This is a genomic window from Mycobacterium shunyiense (assembly GCF_058270075.1).
Genome location: NZ_JBZDPU010000040.1, coordinates 388,115 through 410,117 on the forward strand (window position 1 = coordinate 388,115; position 22,003 = coordinate 410,117).

Genomic DNA, 22,003 nt, shown 5'->3' on the forward strand with positions numbered 1-22,003 from the left:
CCACAGCATTCACCCAAGAATCGGCAGGGCAACGGGGTTTGCGGTTGCCTGTGCGCGCCCGCCGGATGTGTTGTGATGTGCCTATGCCTGAGCAAAGTCTCGAGCCTGACGCCGGCGAGGACGAGCAAAAGCCACCTGCCATCACTGCGCGCGGAATCATGATGCACGGGCCATGGGGCCCGGTGTACGGACCCATCGACCTCGACATCGACGAAGGCGGCGTCACGGTGCTGGTCGCGCCGTCGGGTACCGGGCGCACCGCACTGCTGATGACGCTGGCCGGGCGGATGAGAACCGCGCGCGGGCAGCTGACCGTGTTCGGGCGTACCCGGGCACCCGACATCTTCCGCTCCGCGGCGTTGGCCGGCATCGACGAACTCGACACGGTGTCGGAGTCGGTGACAGTGCGCGACCTCGTGACGGAGCAGCGTCGGTGGGACGCCCCCTGGTACACGCTCGTGGGTCGGGCCGACGAAGAGGCGCTGGCCGCGATGTGCGCGCCGGTGTTCGGTGAGCTGCCGCTGCCGTCGCTGACGTCGTACTTCGACGGCCTCACCGAACTTGACCAGATCCTGCTGCGCATCGCGCTGGCCAACACCGCGACCCCGCCGCTGCTGGTGGTCGGCAACCTCGACCACCTCACCGACGACCGCAACCGCGACATCCTGCTGGGGCGGCTGTTCGCGCTCGGGGAGAAGCAGACCGTGATCACCGCGACGGTCAACGGGGTGCCCGGCCATCTGGTCTCGGCCGTGCGGGCGCAGGTGGCAGTACCCAACACGACGCTGGCCGAGCTGGCCGGTTCGCAGAAAGGTGGCGAGTAACCGTGCTAGCCGGAATGTCGTTGGGCACTGACCTCAAACGATTCTCGCGCGGCACGATGCCGCGGATCGCGCTCGTGACGGTCATCCTGCTGCCGCTGTTGTACGGCGCGATGTACCTGTGGGCGTTCTGGAACCCGTTCGGCGAGGTGAACAAGGTTCCGGTGGCGCTGGTGAACGAAGATCAGGGCGCCGTCGCGGAGGGACAGCAGGTCAAGGCCGGGGACGAGGTCTCCGATGCCCTGGTGGATTCGGGTCAGCTTCAGCTGCATCGGGTTTCGGCGCAGGAGGCAGCCGAGGGGGTGGCTGACGGCAAGTACTACTTCTCGATCACGCTGCCGCAGGATTTCAGCACCAGCATCACGTCTCCGTCGGGTGGGTCGCCGCACCAGGCCAACGTGCGCTTCACGTTCAACGACGCGAACAACTACCTGGGCTCGATCATCGGCCAGAATGCCGCCCGTGAGGTGATCAACCAGATCAACGCGAAGATCGGCGAACGCACCCTCGGCACCGTGCTGACCGGGCTGACGGATGCCGGAACAGGTCTGGTGAAGGCGGCCGACGGCGCGCAGCAGCTGGCCACCGGCAGCGCGGCGGCCAATGACGGTGCGCACCGGTTGTCCACCGGCGCCAACGCCTTGACGGCGGGCCTGGTCACCGCGCGCGACGGGTCCGCGCAGCTGGCCGCGGGCACCAGGCAGCTGTCGACGGCGGTCGACACCGCGACCGATCCGCTGCTCACGGTGCTGGACCGGGTCAGCGGGCTCGGCCTGGACCCCAACGAGGTCGGCATGGCTGCGCAGCGGCTGTCGGGGGCGGTGCGCTCGACCACCGACCGGATCGCGGCGCTCAACATCGATCAGGCGCAGGCTGCGGCGATCGTCGATCAGGCGGTCGGTTTCTTGCGCAACAGCCCCGATCCCGCAGTGCGCGACACCGGGGAGTTCCTGGCCGGCGCGCAACGGCTGCTGCAGGCGCGCGGGCTCGACCCCACCACCGACGAGGGTCTCATCCGGTTGCGGGACAACGCCACCCAGTTGGAGAACGAGCTGGGCGACCCGAACAGCAAACTGCGGGTGTTCCTCACCAAGGCGGTCACCGGAGGTTTGCGTTCCGACGTCGTCAAATTGCGCGACGGTGCGCACCAACTCAACAGCGGCGCGCAGCGGCTCAACAGCGGTCTGGTGCAGCTGACCAACGGCGGGCGCCAACTGTCCAGTGGGGCAGGCGAACTGGCTGCCGGTACGGAGAAGCTGCAGGCCGGCAATCAGCAACTGGCGACCGCGCTCAAGGAAGGCTCGACCCAGGTTCCGTCGTGGACCCCGCAGCAGCGGACCGACGTCGCGCGGACCTTGGCCGCGCCGGTGGCGCTGGACATCCAGACGCACAACCCGGCCGCCACGTTCGGCACCGGTTTCGCGCCGTTCTTCCTGCCGCTGGCACTGTTCATCGGCGCGCTCATCATCTGGATGTTGTTGAAGCCGTTGCAGTCCCGTCCGGTGGTCAATGGGCTGGGGGCGCTGCGTGTGGTGCTCGCCTCCTACTGGCCTGCCCTGCTGATCGTGTTCTGCCAGGTCGTCGTGATGTATGTGGTGGTGCATTTCGGGGTGGGCCTGCAAGCCAAGTATCCGCTGTCCACCGTGGCGTTCCTGCTGTTGGTGGCGGGCACGTTCCTGGCGCTGATCCAGGCGTTCAACGCCTTGTTCGGGGTGTCGGTGGGCCGGGTGGTGACCCTGGCCTTCCTGATGCTGCAACTGGTCTCGGCCGGCGGTATCTATCCGGTGGAGACCACCGCGAAACCGTTCCAGATACTGCACCCGGTCGATCCGATGACCTACGCCGTCAACGGACTTCGCCAGCTGATCGTGGGCGGGATCGATTCCCGGCTGTGGATCGCGATCGCGGTGCTGCTCGGTGTGCTGGTGGTGTCGCTGGCCGCCAGTTCGTGGGCGGCGCGAAGAGACCGGCAGTACACCATGGACCGATTGCACCCACCGATCGAAGTGTGAGCCTCGCAAAAGCTCCCGAGAGCAACGTTATGGTCGTGAATCCTCGAGCCGAGCGACCACAGCGTTGATCTGGGCGGTGCCGGAATCGGAGAAGCTCAGGCCAACCCGATGCGCCGGTAGCGGTCCATCCGAGTCTGCAGTCGCTGCTCGCCGGGCACCGCACGCAACTGGGCAAGCTCGCTGCCGATCGCGGTCGACAGTCGCTGGGTGAAGGCCCGTGGCTCGTCCGCGGCGTCGGGATGTTCGGGCACGATCACATCGACGATGCCGGCCCGCAGCAGATCTGTCGACCGAACTCCTTGTGCGGCAGCCAGTTCCGGGGCGTGCGCGGTGTCGCGGAAGACGATCGCGCTGGCCCCCTCGGGCGGCAGGGGCGCCAGCCAGCCGTTGGCCGCGGCCAGCACCCGGTCGGCGGGCACCATCGCCAGGGCGGGCCCGCCGCTGCCCTGGCCCATCAGCACCGACACCGTCGGGGTGTCCAGCGTGACCAATTCGGCCAGGCAGCGGGCGATCTCACCGGCCAGCCCGCCCTGCTCGGCTTCGATCGACAGGGCCGGGCCGGGGGTGTCGATCACCAGGACCAGCGGCAGCTGCAGTCCGGCCGCCAAGGCCATGCCCCGGCGGGCCTCACGCAGCGCGCCGGGTCCGACCAGCCCACCCTCACTACGGCGCTGGCCGAGCACCACCGCGGGCTGCCCACCGAAGCGGGCCAGGGCCAGCAGCATCGTCGCGGCCTCGCCGCGTTCGGTCCCGGAGAGCAGCACCCGGTCCGTCGCTCCGTGCCGCAACAGGTACCCCACTCCGGGGCGGTCGGGCCGCCGCGAGGCCAGCACCGACTCCCAGGCGGGCACGTCGGGCAGTGGTTCAGGGGCCGTGGGCGCAGGCGGCGGGACAGGGGTGTCCACGACCACCCGCAGCGTGCGGTCCAGGGTGTCGCGTAGCAGTGCGAGGGGCACCACCCCGTCGATCACGCCGTGGGCGTGCAGATTCTCGGCGGTCTGCACGCCGGAGGGGAACGGTTCGCCGTACAGGTGCTCGTACACCCTGGGCCCGAGGAAGCCGATCAGCGCGCCGGGCTCGGCGGCGGTGACGTGCCCGAGTGAACCCCAGGAGGCGAACACCCCGCCGGTGGTGGGATGCCGCAGGTAGACGAGGTAGGGCAGATGGGCCTGCTTGTGCAGTTCGACGGCCGCGGCGATCTTGACCATCTGCAGGAACGCCACGGTGCCTTCCTGCATGCGGGTCCCGCCCGAGCTCGGGGAGGCCAGGATCGGCAGCCGCTCGGCTGTGGCTCTCGTCACCGCGGCGGTGATCCGCTCGGCGGCGGCCACCCCGATCGATCCGGCCAGGAAATCGAACTCGCAGGCCACCACGGCCACCCGGCGGCCGAAGATGGTGCCCTCGCCGGTCAGGACGGATTCGTCGAGCCCGGTCAACGCCTTCGCCTCGGCCAGTTCGCGCTGGTAGTCCTCGGAACGGGCCACTTCAAGGGGCGCCGTATCCCAGCTCTGGAACGAGCCCTCGTCTAGCACTGCATCACGAAGCGCGCGGGCGCCGATCCGACTCACGCGGCCAGCCTATATAAAGCGTGTCGAACAGCTCGGTGCGTTCGGCACCGCCCTTCTCGGGCGTCCATTGGTTCAAGCCGCGGGTGCGGTGTGAACGTTGGTTCCCGCGTCACTCGGGCTGGTTTCACCAACACCGCGGTGTTGGTCAGCGCCGTCCCGTCGGCGGGCATTGGTGGCCCGGCCTCCTGCTTGGGGGTCCGGGGTTCGGGGCGGGTCGTGATAGGCCTGGCTCCATCGGGCCAGATTCGTCGCCGCGTTGGTGTCTCTGTCGGCGGTATGCCCGCAACGACAGGCAAATACCCGATCTGCCAACGTCATTGCATGATCGACTGCCCCGCATCGGGGGCATAGCCGGGTCGACGGATACCAACGGTCGGCCTCGATGATCTGCCCGCCGCGCCACGCCTGTTTGTAGCGCAGCATCCGGGCGAACTCCGACCAGCCGGCATCGGATATGGCCCGAGCCAAGCGATGGTTTGTCAGCATTCCCGCCACGTTGAGGTTCTCGATGACGATCCGGTCGTGAGTCTTGACCAGCTCGCCCGACACCTGGTGGAGAAAATGGCGCCGAACATTGGCGACGTGATAGTGATGCCGCCCGAGTCGGGCGGCGGCATCCTTGCGGTGTTGTGATCCTTTCTCTTTGCGTGACAACGACTTCGTCAGCCGTCGTTGCTGCTGTATCCCAGCGGCCAACGCCTTGGGCGCGTCGGCGATGCGAGCGACCTCGGTACCGTCCGCAGTGGCGGCGACTACAAATGCCGACAGGCCGCGGTCCACGCCCACCCAGCCGCCATCGCTAGGGCGGGTCGCGTGCTGCAGACTCGGGTGCAGGTCGGCGGCCACAACGTTCAGCGAGATCCACCATCGGCCCCCGTGGCAGCTAATGGTGGCGAACAGGATTCTCGCCCGCCCCTTGGTCAGCATGCACCGCACCCGGCGGGTGTCGTCATGCACACTGATCACCCCGATGCCGGGCAGGGTCACCGAACGAGGACGGTTACCATCCCCCACACGGATCGCCGGCCGTTTGCCCGTGGGATACTTGTTGCGCAGCCGAAACGATGGGATTTCGCGTGTCTTTCTTTTGAATTTCGGGAACCTGACACGCTTGCCATTTCGCTTGCCCGACCGCGAATCCGACCACGCTTTCAAGCCTTTACTCAGGTCGACAGCGGCCTCTTCGAACACCTGCTGGTACACGTCATGCCGCCAGATCAGACCTGTCACGTTGACCTCGGCAATGCCGCGGTGATCGACGACGAAGACCCGTCCGGCGTCGGCAGTTTTCTTCCACGCATTGAACGTGTTGATCAGATCAAACCCCGTCCATGGCATTTCGACACCAGGATTGAGCTTGCGTTGGTCGAGTGAGGATTTCACCAATCTCAAGCACTGGTTGAACGAGAACCGCGAGGCCCCGGCATGCCGAGCCAGAACCTCACGCTGCTCGACTGTAGGTTCGAGGCAGAACCGGAAAGTGGTGTGCCGACTCATCACCCAACAGCGTTTCACGACCCACCGACAGGTCCCCTGCCAGCGAAGACACGCTCCAATCACGGGAGGGTATTCAGCTATCTGCCAGGCCGTGCCGCCAGTCCGTCGACTCGACAACTGCCAGTTGTTCGACACGCTTTAGGCTGGCCACATGATTGGTGTGACCAGAGACGGCAGTGTCCTGACCCTGGAACTGCAACGCGAGGAGCGGCGCAACGCGCTGAACTGCGAGCTTGTCGACAGCTTGCGGGAAGCGGTCGAGCATGCCGCTGAGCAGGACATCCGGGCCATCGTGCTGACCGGCGCGGGCCCGGTGTTCAGCTCGGGCGCGGACCTGACCGACGCCGCGGGCATGGCCGAGAAGCTCCCCGACAAGGCCCTGGCGCTGAACTTGGCGATCGACAAGGCGCCCGTTCCGGTCATCGGCGCGATCAACGGCCCGGCGATCGGTGCGGGCGTCATCTTGTCGATGATCTGCGATCTGCGGGTCGTCGCCCCCGATGCCTACTTCCAGTTCCCGGTCGCGAAGTACGGCCTGGCCTTGGACAACTGGAGCATCCGGCGACTGACCTCGCTGGTGGGTTACGGCCGGGCGCGCGGCATGCTGCTCGGCGCCGAGAGGCTCACCGCGGAGACCGCGCTGCAGACCGGCATGGCCAACCGCATCGGCACGCTGGCCGACGCGCAGAAGTGGGCCGCCGAGCTCGCCGGGTTCGCCCCGCTGGCGCTGCAGCACGCCAAGCGGGTGCTCAACGACGATGGCGCCTACGAGGAGTCGTGGCCCGTCCACAAGGAGCTGTTCGACAAGGCGTGGGGCAGCCAGGACGTCATCGAAGCCCAGGTGGCCCGGATCGAGAAGCGGCCACCGAACTTCACCGGGGCCTGACATGCTGGGCGCTGCGCTGCGGTTGGGTGTCAGGTCGGCTTCACTGCTCGCCGGCGGGTGGCTGGTGCGTGCGCTGAACGGCACCTACGCGTCGGTGGGGGCACTGCCCCGCGACATCCGCCCGGTGGCGCAGCGGTCCCTGCAGTACGCCGACGGTGTGTTCGTCAACATCGAGCCGGCCTCTCCCGGCGTCACCATGAGCCGGGAAGAGTGGCGCATGCTGCTCAGCGAGATGCTCAGCTCGCGTTCGGCCAGCCGGCCGCCGGGGCCGATCCCGCTCGCCGAACCCACCGAAAATGACGGCGGAGAAGCCGCGTCGTGCGCGGTGTCCTGGTTTGGCCATTCCACCGCGCTGGTGGAGATCGACGGGTACCGGGTGCTGACCGATCCCGTGTGGAGCCGTCGCTGTTCGCCGTCGCGCGTGGTGGGCCCGCAGCGGCTGCATGAGCCGCCGCTGCCGCTGGAAGCTCTGCCGGCCGTGGACGCCGTGGTGATCAGCCACGATCACTACGACCATCTCGATATCGAGACGGTCCTGGGGTTGGTCCGGACCCAGCGGGCGCCGTTCGTGGTGCCGCTGGGTATCGGGGCGCATCTGCGCAAATGGCGGATACCCGAAGAGCGGATCATCGAGCTGGACTGGAACGAGAGCCACCGGATCGGCGAGCTGACCCTGGTGTGCACGCCGGCCCGGCACTTCTCCGGGCGGCTGTTCCAGCGCAACACCACGCTGTGGGCGTCGTGGGCCTTCGTCGGGCCGCAGCACCGGGCTTTCTTCGGCGGAGACACCGGCTACACCAAGAGCTTCGCCGAGATCGGTTCGGAATACGGGCCTTTCGATCTGACCCTGCTTCCGGTCGGGGCGTATCACCCGAGTTGGCCCGACATCCACATGAATCCAGAGGAGGCGGTGCGCGCCCATCTGGACGTCACCGATTCCGGGTTGTTGGTGCCGGTCCACTGGGCGACGTTCCGGCTGGCGCCGCACCCGTGGGCCGAGCCGGTGCGCCGATTGCTGACTGCGGCCGATCCGGCCGGGGTGCAGATCGCGGTGCCGCGCCCGGGGCAGCGGGTGGACGCCGCGTCCGCGGCACTCGACCCGTGGTGGGAGTTCTGACCGGTTTCCGGTGGCAAACTGACGGCTTGAGCTCCACGACACCGACGGGACGAGGACTTTTCGCGGATGACGACGATCAATGTCACTGGTCTCACCGATTCCGAGGTGGCCCAGCGGGTAGCCGAGGGTAAGAGCAACGACGTCCCGACGCGTGCGGCGCGCAGCATCTCCGAGATCATCCGCGGCAACGTGTTCACTCGGATCAACGCGATCCTGGGTGTGCTGTTTCTGATCGTGCTGTCCACCGGTTCGTTGATCAACGGGGCGTTCGGCCTGCTGATCATCGCCAACAGCGCCATCGGCATCATCCAGGAGATCCGGGCCAAGCAGACCCTGGACAAGCTGGCCATCGTCGGACAGGCCAAGCCCACGGTGCGGAGAGAATCCGGTAGCCGCGCGGTGCTGCCCGCCGAGGTCGTGCTCGACGACATCATCGAACTCGGCCCGGGCGATCAGATCGTGGTGGACGGCGAGATCATCGAGGATTCCAATCTTGAGGTCGACGAGTCGTTGTTGACCGGCGAGGCCGATCCGATCGTCAAAGCCGTGGGTGACGCGGTGATGTCGGGCAGTTTCGTGGTCGCCGGTTCCGGCGCCTACCGGGCCACCAAGGTCGGGCACGAGGCGTACGCTGCCAAGCTTGCCGAGGAGGCCTCCAAGTTCACGCTGGTGAAATCCGAACTGCGCAACGGCATCAACAAGATCCTGCAGTTCATCACCTACCTGCTGGTGCCCGCCGGCCTGCTCACCATCTACACCCAGCTGTTCACCACCGACCCTCGGGTCCTGGACTCGCTCAAGCGGACCTACCACGACATCGTGGCCAACGAGGGCGGCTGGCGAGAGTCGCTGGCAATCATCATGAGTCAGGTCTTCACCACCGATGCGGTGTGGCATGAACCGGTGTTGCGCATGGTGGGAGCCTTGGTGCCGATGGTGCCCGAGGGCCTGGTGCTGATGACGTCAATCGCATTCGCGGTCGGGGTGGTGCGGTTGGGCCGACGCCAGTGCCTGGTCAACGAGCTTCCGGCGATCGAAGGTCTGGCCCGCGTCGACGTGGTGTGCGCGGACAAGACCGGCACGTTGACCGAAAACGGTATGCGGGTAAGCGATCTGAAACACTGTCACGGGGATCGCGAAAATACTGTCACAGAGGCGTTGGCACAGTTGGCTGCCGATGACGCCCGGCCCAATGCGAGCATGCTGGCCATCGCCGAGGCTTTCGCGACGCCGCCGGGATGGAAGGCCACCGCGACGGCTCCGTTCAAGTCCGCCACCAAATGGAGCGGTGCGTCCTACGGCGAGCACGGCAACTGGGTGATCGGCGCCCCGGATGTGTTGTTGGACTCCAGCTCACCGGTGGCCGAGGAAGCCGAGCAGATCGGGGCCCAGGGGCTGCGGGTGCTGCTGGTCGGGTCGTCCGACCTTGCGGTCGACGCGCCGCAGGCCCCGGGCACGGTCACCCCGGTCGCATTGGTGGTGCTGGAGCAGCGGATCCGTCCCGATGCCGCTGACACCATCGAATACTTCGCTTCCCAGCATGTTTCGGTCAAGGTGATCTCCGGGGACAACGCGGTGTCGGTGGGCGCGGTGGCGGGCAAGCTCGGACTGCACGGCGAGACGATGGATGCCCGCCAGTTGCCTCACGAACCTGAGCAGTTGGCCGAAACCCTGGACGAATACACGACGTTCGGCCGAGTTCGTCCGGATCAGAAGCGGGCCATGGTGCACGCCCTGCAGTCACGCGGACACACGGTGGCGATGACCGGTGACGGCGTCAACGACGTGCTGGCCCTCAAGGATGCCGACATCGGCGTCGCGATGGGCTCGGGCAGTTCGGCGTCGCGTGCGGTGGCGCAGATCGTGTTGCTGGACAACAAGTTCGCCACGCTGCCCTATGTGGTCGGTGAGGGCCGGCGGGTGATCGGCAACATCGAACGCGTCTCGAATCTGTTTCTCACCAAGACCGTGTACTCGGTGTTGTTGGCGATCCTGGTTGCGCTGGCCGGATTGTCGTCCAAGTTGTTCGGCACCGATCCGCTGTTGTTCCCGTTCCAGCCGATCCACGTGACCATCGCGGCCTGGTTCACCATCGGTATCCCGGCGTTCGTCCTGTCGCTGGCCCCGAACACCGAGCGCGCCCACACGGGTTTCGTGCGCCGGGTGATGACGGCCGCACTGCCCTCCGGCCTGGTGGTCGGCACCGTAACTTTCATCTCCTACCTGGTGGCCTATCAGGGCCGGGATGCCGATCTGACGGAGCAGACGCAGGCCTCGACGGCGGCGCTGATCACGTTGCTGGTGTCCTCACTGTGGGTGCTGTCAGTGGTGGCCCGCCCGTATGAGTGGTGGCGCGTGGCCCTGGTCGCGTTTTCCGGGTTGGCATACGTGCTGATTTTTTGTTTGCCGTTGGCTCAACGCCTGTTCATGCTCGATCCGTCGAACCTCAAGGTCACCGCGGTTGCGCTGGGCATCGGCCTGGTCGGAGCATCGCTGGTGGAGGTGCTCTGGTGGGTTCAGGGGAGGGTCCTGGGGGAGAAGCGCCGGTTGTGGAGATAGACTGGCGCGGCGGACGCCGGTGGAATCTGCGCCAGCGTTTCCGCTGGTCACGAGAAGATAGGGTGGGCTGATGGGATTCCTGGACAAGGCCAAGAGCCTGTTGTCGCAGAACGCTGACAAGGTGGAGCAGGTCATCGACAAGGCCGGCGACATCGTCGACGAGAAGACGCAGGGCAAGTACAGCCAGCATGTCGACAAGGCGCAAGAAGCGGCGAAGAACGCCCTCAACAAGGAAGAACCGCAGCAGTAAGTTATGGCCAAATTGTCTGTCTCCGTCGATGTTCCGTTGCCGCCGGAGAAGGCGTGGGAGTACGCCTCAGATCTGTCCCGTTACGACGAGTGGCTCAGCATCCACCGGGCGTGGCGTTCGAAGCTGCCCGAAACCCTGGAAAAGGGCACGGTCATCGACTCGATCGTCGAAGTCAAGGGCATGTTGAACCGCGTGAAGTGGACGCTGGTGAACTACAAGCCGCCGCAGTCCCTGACCCTCAACGGCGATGGTCGTGGCGGGGTAAAGGTCAAGCTGATCGGAAAGATCACGCCGGCCCAGGTGGATGGCGGAGAGGGCGCGAAAGTGTCGTTCGACGTACATCTCGGTGGGCCCGCCCTGTTCGGGCCGATCGGCATGGTGGTCGCCGCCGCGCTCAAGGGCGATATCCAGCAGTCGCTGAACAAGTTCAAGGCGCTCTACGCGTCGTCGTAGTTTCTCGCGAACAGCCCCTGCTTGCGGGGGCTGTTCGGCGTCAGCGGCGAAATCGCCGGCTGACCAGCTTGCTGAACTCGGCCGTCGAACGCCGTACGGATTCGAACTCCAGAGACACCAGCAGCGTGTCGACCATCGCGAAGGGCAGCGTGGTCACGACTGCGCCGCGGCCATATTCGAGGTGCCACGACCCGGGGTGGATGGTCAGGCCGCGGGCATGCCCGCGCTCCAGACAGGTGCGCTCGCCGGGGAGCAGCATCGGCAACGGCACCATGTCGTCGGAATCGAGGTCGTAAGAGTCGATCTGTCCGGCGAGCAGGAACTTGTGGATGTCGACGTGCTTGTAGCGTCCGGAAAAGCCCTGTGTCCCAGTGGGGGAACCGAAAAGCACGAGATACTCACGGCGGCTGAAGTACAGGAACCTGACCTTGCCGAGGATTCCCCCGGCCTTGCTGCCCACCCACCGGCCCGGTCCGGTGTCGATCAGGTCGGGATACTCGGCGGCGAGCCGTTCGATTGCGTGTGCGAGTAGCCCGCCGTCTTCCAGTGGCAGGCCGACGACCTGCTTGGCCACGGTGTGCAGCACATCCGGGTCGATCTTGTACGTCATCGGTCGAACTCCAGCGGCAGGCTGGTCGGGCCGCTCAGGCCGAGTAGTGGCTTCCAGGGAACCGGTCCGGCCACGCGAGGGTTCGGAAGCCGGCGAGACAGGATCGTGAGTGCCTCGGACAGCTCGAGCCGCGCCAGGTTGGCGCCCAGGCAGTAATGCACGCCGCCACCGAAGGTCAGGATCGGCGGCGGGTCCTCGCGGGTGATGTCGAAGCGGGTCGGGTCGTCGTAGACGGACTGATCACGGTTGGCCGCATAGGTGTTCACGATGATGAATGCCCCTGCGGGAAAACTGTAGTCGCCGATCTCGGCGTCATCGGCGACGCTGCGCACGGTGCTGCACATCGACGGCGAATGCCGCATGGTTTCTTCGACGGCGCGCATGGCCAGGTCGGGCTGCTCCCGCAGGAGCGCCCACTGGTCGGGGTGGTCGCAGAGCACCTGCATCGAAGCCGCCAGTTGGCTGCGGGTGGTGTCGGTTCCGGCGATCAGGATGGAGAACGCCAGCATTCGTAGTTCGGCGGCGTCCAGCCGGTCGCCGCCGTCTTCGATCCGGATCAGGTCGGACAGCAGATCATCGGTCAGGTGGCGACGCCGGTGGGCGATCATGTGGTCGATGTAATCGTCGAACTCGCCCCACGCCTTCAATACGACGGGCTCCTCCTGCGCGAGATCGCAGTCGAAGCTGACGATTTTGAAGATGTCCTCGGCCCAGCGGGAGAATTGCTGCCAGTCCTCGCGTGGTGCGCCGAAAAGGGCGCAGATGATCGGAATCGGATACGGCCGCGCGACGTCTGCCACGAACTCGCACCGGCCGGAGTCCTGAATACTGTCGATCAATTCGTTGACGACACTGTGGATCGCGTCGTGCATGCGCGCGGTGGCACGTGGGGTGAAAGCCCGGGCGACCAGGCTGCGCAACCGGCGGTGTTCCTCGCCCTCCATGTTCAGGATGCTGCGGGTCACCCTGTCCCACAACGGACCTGACGTGATGCCATGGGCGGACAGATGTATGCCCTGGGGGATCCCGAACCGCGGATCGCGCAGTACGGCGCGCGCCATCTCGTAGGACAGCACTTCGGGCCCGATCGGGCCCAGTGCGATCGGCGCGACCTCCTGAGCCTCCCGGAACTGCGAATAGATCTGCTGCGGGGTGTCGGTGACGGAGTAGTCGAGGGTCGGCAGACCTGCGTCGAAAACGCTCGGCTTACACATTGGTGGACAGGAATGTCAGGGGCAGTCCCAGGGCGGACAGGTCGATCTCGTCGAGGTAGGAGCCTTCACCGGAGAATCCCTGACGGAATCGCGTCACCGACCCGTACCGCTGTGTCACGGCCTCAGCCGCCCCGGCGTCGGGCACACGGACCACCACGGTGTAGACACCGTCGCCGTGGCGGTCGAGGAAGTCGCTGACAGAGGCCGCCACCGATGCGGTCGAACCGGGCAACGGGCTGATCAGCTCGACGCCGCGGTCCCAGTCCAGGTGCACGTGGACGCCGAGGTCGGTGAGTTCGGCCGCGTTGAAGGTGAATCCGAGGTCGGTGAACATCTGCACCATGTCGGCTGTCCGCTCCGCGGCGACCGCGAACACGACGTGGTGCAGTGCCGGTTGGGAGGTCATCGGCGGACGAGCCCTCGGGGCCGGATGAGCCCGAGGTCGAGGTGGTTGTGCCAGCCGGGCGGGGCATCGCAGACATCGGGGATCGCGTTGATGGCGCCCATGGCCGTCCAGTCGTAGCCGGGATGGGTCATGGTGCCGTCGGCCCGCCGGACACCTTTGAGGGTCAGCTCGGTGGGCGGGTCGCCCTCGATCACGATCTCGTACCGGGTCTCGCCCCAATCCCATGCCGGTTCGAGCTTGTCGGGGCCTGCGGTCACATAGATCGCGTGGAAGACGATCAGTGGTTTCCCGCCCACCCACGCGGTCCATTCGTGGCGCTGCGCGGCGACGGTGCCCTTCGGGATCGCGCCCTCGTCGTGGAGGATTTCCGCGGCAGCGGTCGCGACTTCGACCTCGGCCGCGGTCACCTCGTCGATGGTCACGCCGAGTCCGTCGGCGATCATGTGCATCGATTGGGCGAAGAACGGCAGGCCGAGACCCAGAATCGTTGGCTCCGCGAGGAATTTGTCCTTGTCTTTGCCGAATCCCATCCAGTCGATGTGGTCCATCGGGGCGTCCTTCAGTACGTCGACGACCTCGTACACATGGATGGTGTCGATCCTGCTCATCACGCGGGCCAGGGTGAGCGGCAGGATGTCCCCGGCGTAGCCGGGATGGATACCGCCACCGTGGAACGACGTCCCGCCGTCGGCGCAGGCCGCCCGGATCTGTTCGGCGGGCTCGCTGAAATCCGGTGAGGGATGAAAGAACCCGCTCGTGGTCACCACGTTCTTGCCGGACCGTAGCAGCTGGCACACGGTGTCGACGTCCATGATGATCGGCGTGTAGAAGACGCAGTCGGCGTCCAGCGCGACGATGGCGTCGACGTCGTCGGTGGCGGTCACACCGATCGGTGCGATACCCGCGATCACGCCGGCATCTTTGCCCACCTTGTCTTCGCTGTGCACCAGGACTCCGACGAGGTCGAACACGGGGCTCTCGGCGAAGTGTCGCACGCCGGCCCGGCCGACGTCGCCGGTCATCCACTGGATGATCCGGTAGGTCTTGTCAGACATTGAGCACACCTCGCGGCAGTAGTAGGGGCAGGTCGTTGTAGGTGGCGATGCCCGGGGGTGCGGCCACCACCGTGGGGATCGCGGTGATTGCGGGCATGGCGGTGATCGTCAGCCCGAGCATGATGAAGTCCTCGATGGTTTCGGCCACGAAGTCCGGGGGAGGTTCAAAGCTCAAGGTGCTCTTGATCGTCGGCCTGCCCTCCACGGTGACGGTGTAACCGAACGTGGTCGACCAGGCCGGTTCCAGCGACTGGCCTTTGGTCCACACGCCGCGGATCTCGATCACATCCCGCCCGCCGGCCGTGCCGATCCACCGGACGTCGATGCCGGCGACGCAGCCGGCGGCGATGGTCCAGTCGCCGGGCAGATCCAGGTCTTCGGTGGTCTGGGCATAGCTGGGGTCGCACCGGATACCGTCGAGTTCGACGCCGAGAGCGACGGCAACCAGCTGGACCGCTTCCCGGAAGATGCCCGATCCCTTTTCGGTGATCGCCTGCAGATCAGGGTGGTCGATGGGATAACCGAAGCCCATCGGGATCTCGGTGGCCGGCGAGTTGTAGATCGTGGTGTCGAACGACTCCAGGATGGAGATCCGGTCGACGCGATCAGAGATGCCTGCGGTGACCACGGCGAACAACTGGATGAAGCCCGGGTTGATGCCGCTGCCGAAAATGGTTGAGCCGCCTCGTTCACAGGCGTCGATGACACGATCGCGGCCCTCGCCCAGGCCGTGCCCGTTGATGAACTCGGACGTGGTGACGACGTTGATGCCGGCGCCGAGAATGCGAACCAGTACGTCGACGTCGGCGAACATCGGGTTGTAGACGACGCAGTCCGGCTGCAGGGCCAGCAGCGCGTCGGCGTCGTCGGTGGCTGCCACGCCCAGCGGTTCGATGCCGCTGAGCTCGCCGACGTCCTTGCCCACCTTGTCGGGTGCCCAGGCGTAGCAGCCGACGAGCTCGAGTTCGGCATTCGCGACGATGGCGTGGACCGACTTGCGGCCGACGTTGCCTGTCGTCCACTGCACGACCCGGTAGGTCATGTGGTGGTCCGGTCGCCGGGCGTGAAAGTTACCGGGACCGAGCGGAATCCGCGGGTGACGGAGTTGCCGTGAAACTTCGCCTGCTCTCCCGCTGCGAGCGTGAAATCGGGCATCCGGGACAGCGCCCGCTCCAGGCCCACCTGGAATTCCAGCCGAGCCAAATTGGACCCGAGGCAGCGGTGCACGCCGGCCCCGAAACCGAGATGCCGGTTCTCGCGGCGGTCGAGGATGCACCGGCCCGCGTCGGGAAACTCCTGTTCGTCGCGGTTGGCGGCGGCGTAGTTGACGATGACCGACTCGCCCGGCGAGAACGTGCAGCCGTTCAGTTCCACCTCTTTGGCCACGGTGCGGGGGATGCCGTGGATCGACCCGGCGAACCGGATGAACTCCTCGACGGCACGGGCGAGGAGTTCGGGATCGCCGATCAAGCGGTCCCGCTCGGCCGGGTTGGTGGCGAGGTAGTGATAGGCGAAAGACATTGCGCTGGCGGTGGTCTCGAGACCGGCCTGGACCAGGAGCATGGCGTTGGACACGACATCGCCGAATGACAGTTTTTCTCCGTCGATCTCGGCGGACAGCAGGACGTCGATCATGTCGTCACGGGGCGGCTGGTCCATACGAGCGGTCACGGCGTCGTGCAGGTGCTGGTACAGCCCGCCCCAGGCGCTCATCCGGTCCTGTTCGGTGGCGCCGTTGAGCGCGGTGTCGGTCAGCTCGATGCACAGCGGGACGTCTTCGATCGGCATGCCGAGCAGATACTTGAAGAACACGATTCCGGGCTGGCGCCAGGCGATCTGGGCGAGGTCACCGCGACCGGACTCGATGAATTCGTCGATGAGCCGATCGGTCTCGATGCCGATCTCGGGGCGCAGTGCCTTCATCCGTGCCGGCGAGAAGTACGGGTTCAGGACCTTGCGGAACTTCTGCTGCCGCGGTGGGTCGAGGGTGATCACCAGATCACCGGCGAGCTGCTCGGCGCCCTCGGGCGTCGGGTTGCTGGAGAAGTGCTCCCAGTCCTGCAGAATCTGGACACATTCCGCGTAGCGCACCGCCACCCACGCGCCGGCCGGCGTCGCGCTGAGAAACGGCTTGTCGGTGCGCGCGAACGGCGATTGCCGTCGCATCACCGAGTAGACGTCGTAAAGAAAGTCGTTGTCGTTGAAATCCTGGTGGCGCAGGTCCCAGTTCTCGGCGTGGCGTTCGAGTGACTCCGGCACGGTGGCTCCTAGCGGCTCTGCTGCTGTTGCTGGGCTGACTCACGTGCTTCTCGTTCTTCGTGGATCCGCACCAGCTCACGGAACCCGATCCGGTGGTACTTGGGTACCGGCTGGATGCCCCACTCGTCCTGCGCGGTGTCCTTGCCTTCGGCGCCCTCGGGTGGGCCGAATGCCGGGTAAGGGACCTTGCATTCGAGGGTGTCGTCGGAATAGCGAACCTTGAGCAGTTCACTGCAGATCTGGGTGAGGCTCAAGGTGGGGTAGCCGTAGTAGACCGCCATGAACGGCAGGGTGAAGGCGCCCTCGAGGACGAGGGCGACCAGGCACACCAGCACCGCGCGCTTGATCCACTTGTGCATGCGCGCGTAGTAGGGCGTGGTGCCGGGAGGGAGATCCTCGGGCTTCTGGTCTTCGGTGGCTTCAGGTGTGGTTGTCACAGTGGCTCTCCTATGTGCTGCATCAATTATGTTCAGTCGGAGAAGATTTCGCGGTTCACCGTGTGCAGGTACGGGATCGCGAGGAACGGGGTGATGTAGAAGATGTCGTAGAGCCACCACCCGATCACCGGGAACACGACGCCTGCGTAGCGGACGTCGGCATACATCGTCATGTTGAACACGTACAGGCACCAGATCAGCACACCCATCCAGCAGGTGATGATCATCCACTGGTGGCCCCAGCGCTTCATTTGCAGAAAGCCGATCGCGGCGGCGCACCGCATCGCGAAAACGGTGAGGATCATGCCGAACACCATGGACTTCTCGCCCGGCCCGGCGGCGCCGCCCATCCACAGTTCGTTGTAGTGCCAGAAATATCCGGCGTCGAACATGGCGCCCCAGCCGACCATCAGCACCCGGTTGATCAGCGTGTGGTTGGCGACCAGGTCGAGGGCCCAGCCGAGGCTGTTGAGCATGCCGTCGATCAGCACGAGATAGCCGATGAGCGTGACGATCATCGGCCGGACGGAATACCCCGCGCGCAGTGCCTGGCGCTGCAACCACACACCGCGCATGAAGATGGGGAAGCCGATGAGCCCGGGTGCCCACATGCCCATCAGCGCGGCACCGACGATCATCCACTTGTCGGCCCGCCGCTGCGCCAGGCGGGACTGTTCGTGATGCTCTTCGAGGTTGAGGGAACCCTCTGCCGGGACGGATGCCGTAACCTTCACAGGTCCCACCAGCCTCGGGTGAACGACATGTAGAGCTGAATCCCGAACATCATCAACAGGTATCCGTAGATGACGATCTGCAGGACGATGAGGGCTTTCTTGCGGTTGCGTTCCTTCTGATCCACCATGGTGGCGATTCCTTCCTAGGCGCTTGGGCTGTCGGCGTCGGCTCCGAAGAGGCACGCGGACGCGACCTCCCGCAGCCCTTCGGTGATGGCGCCGTCGCTGGACAGCGGGGCGAGGACACAGGCCTCTGCGGCTTCGAGTTCCGTTGCACCGGCGGCGATCAGGTGTGCCGCCGTGACCAGTACCCGAGTCGACGGCGGTTCGAAGTGGAATGCCTCGTCCGCGGTACGGATCGCGGTGGCACACCGGACCAGCCGCTGTGCGGTGGGCAGTCCGACGCCGGCTTCGGTAACGATCACCTCGGCCTCGCGTTCGGGCGGCAGGTACCGCATCGGCAGTGTGACGAAACGCTGCCGGAAGGAGGGTTTGAGCTCCTTGAGCGAGCTGCGGTAGGCAGGGTTGTAGGAGCACACCAACATGAAAGCCTCTGGCGCATGGACGACTTCGCCCGCACGATCCAGGTAGAGCGTGCGCCTGTGGTCGGTGAGCGAGTGCAGCACGGCCAACGAGTCGTGGCGCGCCTCGACCACCTCGTCGAGGTAGCAGATCGCTCCGGCCTTGACCGCCCGCGTGAGGGGCCCGTCGGTCCAGACCACGTCACCGCCGGTGACCATGAACCGGCCGACGAGGTCGGAGCTGGTCAGGTCGTCGTGGCAGCTGATGGTGACGACCGGACGGCTGAGTAGTAGTCCCATGTGCTCGACGAGGCGAGTCTTGCCGCATCCTGTCGGACCGGTGAGCATCACCGGCAGGCGCTGGCGGCAGGCCTGCTCGAACAGCTGAACCTCGTTGGCATTGGCGTAATACGTGTCGGTCATGCAGATACCAGCTCCCGGTGGACGTGGGCGAGGACTCGGGGTAGTTCTTCGATTCGTCGGATGCGTTGGGACCGTTTGGGTCCGAATACCTCCGGCAGGGGATCGACGCGGACGGGGCCGACGCCGACGTAGTACATGGAGACGCCGGCGTCGTTGGCTTCCTCCACGGCGTGGGCGGCATCAGCCCAGGCGTAGCGGCCCTCGTAGCCTTCGTCCGAGATCAGGCCGTCACCGATGACGATGAGCAACCTGCGCTCCGAAGGCTGCGCGAGCAGCCGGCCGGTCATATGCCGCAGCGGCGCACCGAGTCTGGTGTAGCCGCCGGTGGACAGACCCAGGCTGCCGGGCGGTACGAAACGGCGGTCCGCGAAGTCCTTGAGGCAGCTGACTTCCACGCGATGGCGAGTGTTCCCGGTGAAGGTGAAGATGCCGTGGCGTTCCCGGGCCGAGGTCATCGCGCGGGACAGGGCGTCGGCGCAGGCGAGCTCCAGTTTGAAGATCCTGCCTCCGTGTACGCCCAGCGAGGAGCTGCCGTCGAGGAGCAGCGCGGTTGTCACGTCGCGGCTGGCGGGCAACAGTTCGCGGAAGAGGCGCGGTTCCACCGCCTCACCGGTCGTCAGGTCGATGAAGTGGTTGACGTACTGGTCGACGTCGAGGTCGGAGCCGTCTTCCAGCCGGCTCTTCATGGCCCGATGGGTGTTCTGCTCGAACCACTTCCGCACATCGACGGCGACTGTGGCCGCCTGCCGGTCGCGGCCGGAACGTGCCTGCTCGAGAACCGCGACGTGGTCAGGCATGAAGCTCTTCGTCCACGCGTTCCATTCCGGGTAGGGGATTCCCGGCCGGTGGTCGGGGGTGATGTCGAGGTCGTTGTCCTGAGGCCGGCTGGGTGGGGGAAGGTTGGAGTTGCGGACCCCTCCGTCCCCGCCGGCGGGGACGGAGTGTGGTGCCGGTGAACGCTTCTGGTTGGTGGTCCACGGCAGCCGTCCGAACGTGCGGCGCAGCTTGTCGGACAGCCCCTGCGGCAGGGTGTATGCCCGCGGCAGGCTGCCGAGCAGTGGGTCGATGGAGAACTGCTGTGAGGTACGCGCAAGCGCGATGGCCCGATTCAGCATCTCCTCGGCGTCCGTGTCCGCGCCGGCCGGTTCCAGGTGCGGCAGCGCTGCGCGCAGGTCGGCCAGCAGTCCGGGCCAGTTCTCGGCGACCCAGCCCAGCGCGACACCGGCCTCGACGAGGGTGAGCGCGGCTAGTTCGCGGGTCGAGAGCTCGTTGAGTCGGTAGTCGAGGATGCGCTCTTTGGACGGTGAGCACTGCAGTGCCACACCGCAGGTCAGCGTTCGGCGGGTCCAGTCACGATGCGGGGGATAGGGCACGTGCACGACATCGAGTAGGGAACTCAGACCGAAGCCGCGGTGCTGTCCGCTGACCAGGCGCGCGCCGGTGCGGCGCTGGTCGCTCAACGCCATGGCGGTGACGGCGCAACTGCGCTCGGTCGCCATGGCGTGGGCCTCGTCGAGTTCGGGCATCTGCTGCGTCACGCCTTCAGAAGGTGCCGATGTTGGAGAACATCCAGTACCAGAACCAGATGATCAAGCCGGTGCCGCCCCAGGCGGCCACGTAGCGGAGTATCTCCCAGATCCAACCGGCCACGTCAGTTCTCCTCGCAGAAGGGATGATTCATCGGACCTCCAGTCCTCGTAGTGCGGTGATGACCAAGTTGGCCAGCATCGCGTCGCGGTGCTGGCTGTTGGCGGTGGTGGTCAGGACGCCGTAGATCCCCAGGAGAAAGAATGCGGCGCTGTAGAAGGCGTCGACCTCGGGATGCACCTCACCGTCGCCGCGGGCACGCTCGATCTCACGGACGAGCAGAACGATCATCGGGTGGTCGCTCCATTCGTCCTTGGTCGGACGCGTCGGCGAGAAGTGCAGCGCAAGTAGTTCTTTGAACAGAAGCGGTCCGAATCGTTGCTCCAGGCTGCCCACCAGACGGACGAGCTCGGTCAACGCCGTCGCGAGATCATGCGTGTTCTCCAGAAAGCCGGCGAATTCGGCTGCCATGCGCGTCTCTTCACGCCGCTCCAGTTCGAGCAGAACGTGTTCCTTGCTGGGGAAATGAAAGAAAAAGGTGCCGTGGGCGACGCCGGCGGCACTGACGATCGCGCCGACGTCCGCCCCGGCCATGCCTGACGCCTGGAACTCGGCGACGGCCGCGCCGAGTATCCGTTCCCGCGTTTGCAGTCGGCGCAACTCGCGCGCCGACTGCTTGGTCTGTGGCGTCATGTTGCGCTCATTTCTAACTCACTTACTGATTGCAGTCAATGAGTTAAGTCATTGGGCTAGTCGGAGAAGATCTCGCGATTGACCGAATGCAGGTACGGGATCGCGAGGAACGGAGTGATGTAGAAGATGTCGTAAAGCCACCACCCGACGACCGGCAGTACGACGCCGGCGAACCGGACATCGGCGAACATCGTCATGTTGAACACGTAGAGGCACCAGATGACGATGCCCATCCAGCAGGTGATGATCATCCATTGGTGGCCCCACCGCTTCATCTGGAGGAAGCCGATACCCGCGGCGATCCGCATGGTGAAGACCGTGAGGATCATGCCGACTTCCATCGCCTTCTCGCCGGGTCCCGCGGCCCCGCCGATCCACAGCTCGTTGTAGTGCCAGAAGTAGCCGGCGTCGAACATTGCGCCCCAGCCGTTCAACAGGATTCGGGCGAGAATGGTGTGGTTGGCGGCGACGTCGAGGGCCCAGCCAACGGTGTTGATGGCGGCGTCGATGATGACCAGATAACCGATCAGTGTGACCAGCATCGGCCGGACCGACAATCCGTCGCGCTGAGCTTTGCGAAGCAGCCAGACGCCTCTGAGGAACAGCGGCAGGCCGAAGATGCCGAGGGCTGCGGAGCCGATCAGCAGGCTGCCGGAGATGAGCCATTTGTCGGCCTGGCGCTGCGCACGCTGGGAGGCCTCCAGGTGTTCGTCGAGCCCGCTGGCCGACGGGCGCGCCACGTCGTCCGCACTGCCGCCACGCTTCAGATTGAACGTTGGCAAGTTCATGCAGACTGACTATAGTCAATCAACATGGGCAGTCAATCGCCTGCCCGCCCTCTCGCCGAAATTGCATTCCAGCCGGAGCTCACTCGAATTTTCACTGCTGGAATGCCATTTCG

22 protein-coding genes are annotated in these 22,003 nt (G+C 65.8%); 7 read left to right on the top strand and 15 right to left on the bottom strand.

What is annotated here, in order from left to right; genetic code table 11:
- Positions 1-83: 83 nt before the first annotated feature.
- Together AC4ELH_RS32395 and AC4ELH_RS32400 are read left to right on the top strand one after the other, a co-directional pair.
- The gene (locus tag AC4ELH_RS32395) at positions 84-824 is read left to right on the top strand and encodes an ATP-binding cassette domain-containing protein (protein WP_498888909.1); all 741 of its coding nucleotides are present in this window, start codon (positions 84-86) and stop codon (positions 822-824) included.
- Positions 825-838: 14 nt separating this feature from the next.
- The gene (locus AC4ELH_RS32400) at positions 839-2,833 is read left to right on the top strand and encodes a YhgE/Pip domain-containing protein (protein ID WP_064887330.1); all 1,995 of its coding nucleotides are present in this window, start codon (positions 839-841) and stop codon (positions 2,831-2,833) included.
- Positions 2,834-2,928: 95 nt separating this feature from the next.
- Here AC4ELH_RS32400 and AC4ELH_RS32405 read toward each other — a convergent pair whose 3' ends face one another.
- Both AC4ELH_RS32405 and AC4ELH_RS32410 read right to left on the bottom strand, forming a co-directional pair.
- Entirely contained in the window at positions 2,929-4,401 is a 1,473-nt protein-coding gene (locus AC4ELH_RS32405) for a carboxyl transferase domain-containing protein (protein ID WP_448441717.1), read from the bottom strand.
- A gap of 72 nt (positions 4,402-4,473) precedes the next feature.
- On the bottom strand, positions 4,474-5,898 hold the full coding sequence (locus tag AC4ELH_RS32410) for an RNA-guided endonuclease InsQ/TnpB family protein (protein ID WP_498888912.1): 1,425 nt from the start codon (positions 5,896-5,898) through the stop codon (positions 4,474-4,476).
- A gap of 151 nt (positions 5,899-6,049) precedes the next feature.
- Between AC4ELH_RS32410 and AC4ELH_RS32415 the strand changes: the two genes are divergently transcribed.
- From AC4ELH_RS32415 to AC4ELH_RS32435, 5 genes are all read left to right on the top strand, one after another.
- On the top strand, positions 6,050-6,784 hold the full coding sequence (locus AC4ELH_RS32415) for an enoyl-CoA hydratase (protein WP_498888913.1): 735 nt from the start codon (positions 6,050-6,052) through the stop codon (positions 6,782-6,784).
- Position 6,785: 1 nt separating this feature from the next.
- Positions 6,786-7,901, top strand: coding sequence for an MBL fold metallo-hydrolase (locus AC4ELH_RS32420; protein WP_498888915.1), 1,116 nt, complete (start codon positions 6,786-6,788; stop codon positions 7,899-7,901).
- A 66-nt stretch (positions 7,902-7,967) separates the two neighbouring features.
- Positions 7,968-10,460, top strand: a complete 2,493-nt coding sequence (locus AC4ELH_RS32425) for a cation-translocating P-type ATPase (RefSeq protein ID WP_498888917.1) — start codon at positions 7,968-7,970, stop codon at positions 10,458-10,460.
- A gap of 70 nt (positions 10,461-10,530) precedes the next feature.
- A complete protein-coding gene (locus AC4ELH_RS32430; protein ID WP_055117413.1) occupies positions 10,531-10,710 on the top strand; it encodes an antitoxin in 180 nt (59 codons plus the stop codon).
- Between the two features lie 3 nt (positions 10,711-10,713).
- Positions 10,714-11,163 carry a type II toxin-antitoxin system Rv0910 family toxin gene (locus tag AC4ELH_RS32435; RefSeq protein WP_036447721.1) on the top strand — a complete coding sequence of 150 codons (450 nt, stop codon included), beginning with the start codon at positions 10,714-10,716 and terminating at the stop codon, positions 11,161-11,163.
- Positions 11,164-11,203: 40 nt separating this feature from the next.
- On the opposite strand, the gene AC4ELH_RS32440 is transcribed toward AC4ELH_RS32435, so the two are convergent.
- The 13 genes from AC4ELH_RS32440 to AC4ELH_RS32500 form a co-directional block, all read right to left on the bottom strand.
- Entirely contained in the window at positions 11,204-11,773 is a 570-nt protein-coding gene (locus AC4ELH_RS32440) for an isomerase (RefSeq protein ID WP_498888920.1), read from the bottom strand.
- Positions 11,770-12,987, bottom strand: a complete 1,218-nt coding sequence (locus AC4ELH_RS32445) for a cytochrome P450 (RefSeq protein ID WP_498888922.1) — start codon at positions 12,985-12,987, stop codon at positions 11,770-11,772. Before AC4ELH_RS32445 ends, AC4ELH_RS32440 begins: the two co-directional genes overlap by 4 nt.
- Complete coding sequence (locus AC4ELH_RS32450) at positions 12,980-13,393, bottom strand: hypothetical protein (RefSeq protein ID WP_498888924.1); 414 nt, start codon at positions 13,391-13,393, stop codon at positions 12,980-12,982. Before AC4ELH_RS32450 ends, AC4ELH_RS32445 begins: the two co-directional genes overlap by 8 nt.
- Positions 13,390-14,448, bottom strand: coding sequence for an NAD(P)H-dependent amine dehydrogenase family protein (locus AC4ELH_RS32455; RefSeq protein WP_498888926.1), 1,059 nt, complete (start codon positions 14,446-14,448; stop codon positions 13,390-13,392). Before AC4ELH_RS32455 ends, AC4ELH_RS32450 begins: the two co-directional genes overlap by 4 nt.
- Positions 14,441-15,490: an NAD(P)H-dependent amine dehydrogenase family protein gene (locus tag AC4ELH_RS32460; protein WP_498888928.1), complete on the bottom strand. Its 1,050-nt coding sequence runs from the start codon at positions 15,488-15,490 to the stop codon at positions 14,441-14,443. Before AC4ELH_RS32460 ends, AC4ELH_RS32455 begins: the two co-directional genes overlap by 8 nt.
- On the bottom strand, positions 15,487-16,707 hold the full coding sequence (locus AC4ELH_RS32465) for a cytochrome P450 (RefSeq protein WP_498888930.1): 1,221 nt from the start codon (positions 16,705-16,707) through the stop codon (positions 15,487-15,489). The genes AC4ELH_RS32460 and AC4ELH_RS32465 overlap by 4 nt, the downstream gene beginning before the upstream one ends.
- Before the next feature lie 8 nt (positions 16,708-16,715).
- Positions 16,716-17,144 carry a hypothetical protein gene (locus AC4ELH_RS32470; RefSeq protein WP_064887320.1) on the bottom strand — a complete coding sequence of 143 codons (429 nt, stop codon included), beginning with the start codon at positions 17,142-17,144 and terminating at the stop codon, positions 16,716-16,718.
- Between the two features lie 32 nt (positions 17,145-17,176).
- On the bottom strand, positions 17,177-17,878 hold the full coding sequence (locus AC4ELH_RS32475) for a hypothetical protein (protein ID WP_064914346.1): 702 nt from the start codon (positions 17,876-17,878) through the stop codon (positions 17,177-17,179).
- Positions 17,875-18,006: a hypothetical protein gene (locus AC4ELH_RS32480; RefSeq protein WP_269085858.1), complete on the bottom strand. Its 132-nt coding sequence runs from the start codon at positions 18,004-18,006 to the stop codon at positions 17,875-17,877. Before AC4ELH_RS32480 ends, AC4ELH_RS32475 begins: the two co-directional genes overlap by 4 nt.
- Positions 18,007-18,021: 15 nt before the next feature.
- Positions 18,022-18,822 carry a CbbQ/NirQ/NorQ/GpvN family protein gene (locus AC4ELH_RS32485; protein WP_498888933.1) on the bottom strand — a complete coding sequence of 267 codons (801 nt, stop codon included), beginning with the start codon at positions 18,820-18,822 and terminating at the stop codon, positions 18,022-18,024.
- Positions 18,819-20,348 carry a nitric oxide reductase activation protein NorD gene (locus AC4ELH_RS32490; protein ID WP_498889518.1) on the bottom strand — a complete coding sequence of 510 codons (1,530 nt, stop codon included), beginning with the start codon at positions 20,346-20,348 and terminating at the stop codon, positions 18,819-18,821. Before AC4ELH_RS32490 ends, AC4ELH_RS32485 begins: the two co-directional genes overlap by 4 nt.
- A 151-nt stretch (positions 20,349-20,499) precedes the next feature.
- Positions 20,500-21,102, bottom strand: a complete 603-nt coding sequence (locus AC4ELH_RS32495; protein WP_064887318.1) for a TetR/AcrR family transcriptional regulator — start codon at positions 21,100-21,102, stop codon at positions 20,500-20,502.
- Positions 21,103-21,158: 56 nt separating this feature from the next.
- Positions 21,159-21,890 (bottom strand): hypothetical protein, encoded by a 732-nt coding sequence (locus AC4ELH_RS32500; protein WP_064887317.1) that lies wholly within the window; start codon positions 21,888-21,890, stop codon positions 21,159-21,161.
- Between the last annotated feature and the right edge of the window lie 113 nt (positions 21,891-22,003).

Bases quoted from the DNA above. Each gene is read 5' to 3' on its own strand.
- AC4ELH_RS32395 (WP_498888909.1), top strand. From the start codon at position 84: ATGCCTGAGCAAAGTCTCGAGCCTGACGCCGGCGAGGACGAGCAAAAG.
- AC4ELH_RS32400 (WP_064887330.1), top strand. From the start codon at position 839: ATGTCGTTGGGCACTGACCTCAAACGATTCTCGCGCGGCACGATGCCG.
- AC4ELH_RS32410 (WP_498888912.1), bottom strand. From the start codon at position 5,898: ATGAGTCGGCACACCACTTTCCGGTTCTGCCTCGAACCTACAGTCGAG.
- AC4ELH_RS32415 (WP_498888913.1), top strand. From the start codon at position 6,050: ATGATTGGTGTGACCAGAGACGGCAGTGTCCTGACCCTGGAACTGCAA.
- AC4ELH_RS32420 (WP_498888915.1), top strand. From the start codon at position 6,786: ATGCTGGGCGCTGCGCTGCGGTTGGGTGTCAGGTCGGCTTCACTGCTC.
- AC4ELH_RS32425 (WP_498888917.1), top strand. From the start codon at position 7,968: ATGACGACGATCAATGTCACTGGTCTCACCGATTCCGAGGTGGCCCAG.
- AC4ELH_RS32430 (WP_055117413.1), top strand. From the start codon at position 10,531: ATGGGATTCCTGGACAAGGCCAAGAGCCTGTTGTCGCAGAACGCTGAC.
- AC4ELH_RS32435 (WP_036447721.1), top strand. From the start codon at position 10,714: ATGGCCAAATTGTCTGTCTCCGTCGATGTTCCGTTGCCGCCGGAGAAG.
- AC4ELH_RS32440 (WP_498888920.1), bottom strand. From the start codon at position 11,773: ATGACGTACAAGATCGACCCGGATGTGCTGCACACCGTGGCCAAGCAG.
- AC4ELH_RS32445 (WP_498888922.1), bottom strand. From the start codon at position 12,987: ATGTGTAAGCCGAGCGTTTTCGACGCAGGTCTGCCGACCCTCGACTAC.
- AC4ELH_RS32450 (WP_498888924.1), bottom strand. From the start codon at position 13,393: ATGACCTCCCAACCGGCACTGCACCACGTCGTGTTCGCGGTCGCCGCG.
- AC4ELH_RS32455 (WP_498888926.1), bottom strand. From the start codon at position 14,448: ATGTCTGACAAGACCTACCGGATCATCCAGTGGATGACCGGCGACGTC.
- AC4ELH_RS32460 (WP_498888928.1), bottom strand. From the start codon at position 15,490: ATGACCTACCGGGTCGTGCAGTGGACGACAGGCAACGTCGGCCGCAAG.
- AC4ELH_RS32480 (WP_269085858.1), bottom strand. From the start codon at position 18,006: ATGGTGGATCAGAAGGAACGCAACCGCAAGAAAGCCCTCATCGTCCTG.
- AC4ELH_RS32485 (WP_498888933.1), bottom strand. From the start codon at position 18,822: ATGACCGACACGTATTACGCCAATGCCAACGAGGTTCAGCTGTTCGAG.
- AC4ELH_RS32490 (WP_498889518.1), bottom strand. From the start codon at position 20,348: ATGCCCGAACTCGACGAGGCCCACGCCATGGCGACCGAGCGCAGTTGC.
- AC4ELH_RS32495 (WP_064887318.1), bottom strand. From the start codon at position 21,102: ATGACGCCACAGACCAAGCAGTCGGCGCGCGAGTTGCGCCGACTGCAA.
- AC4ELH_RS32500 (WP_064887317.1), bottom strand. From the start codon at position 21,890: ATGAACTTGCCAACGTTCAATCTGAAGCGTGGCGGCAGTGCGGACGAC.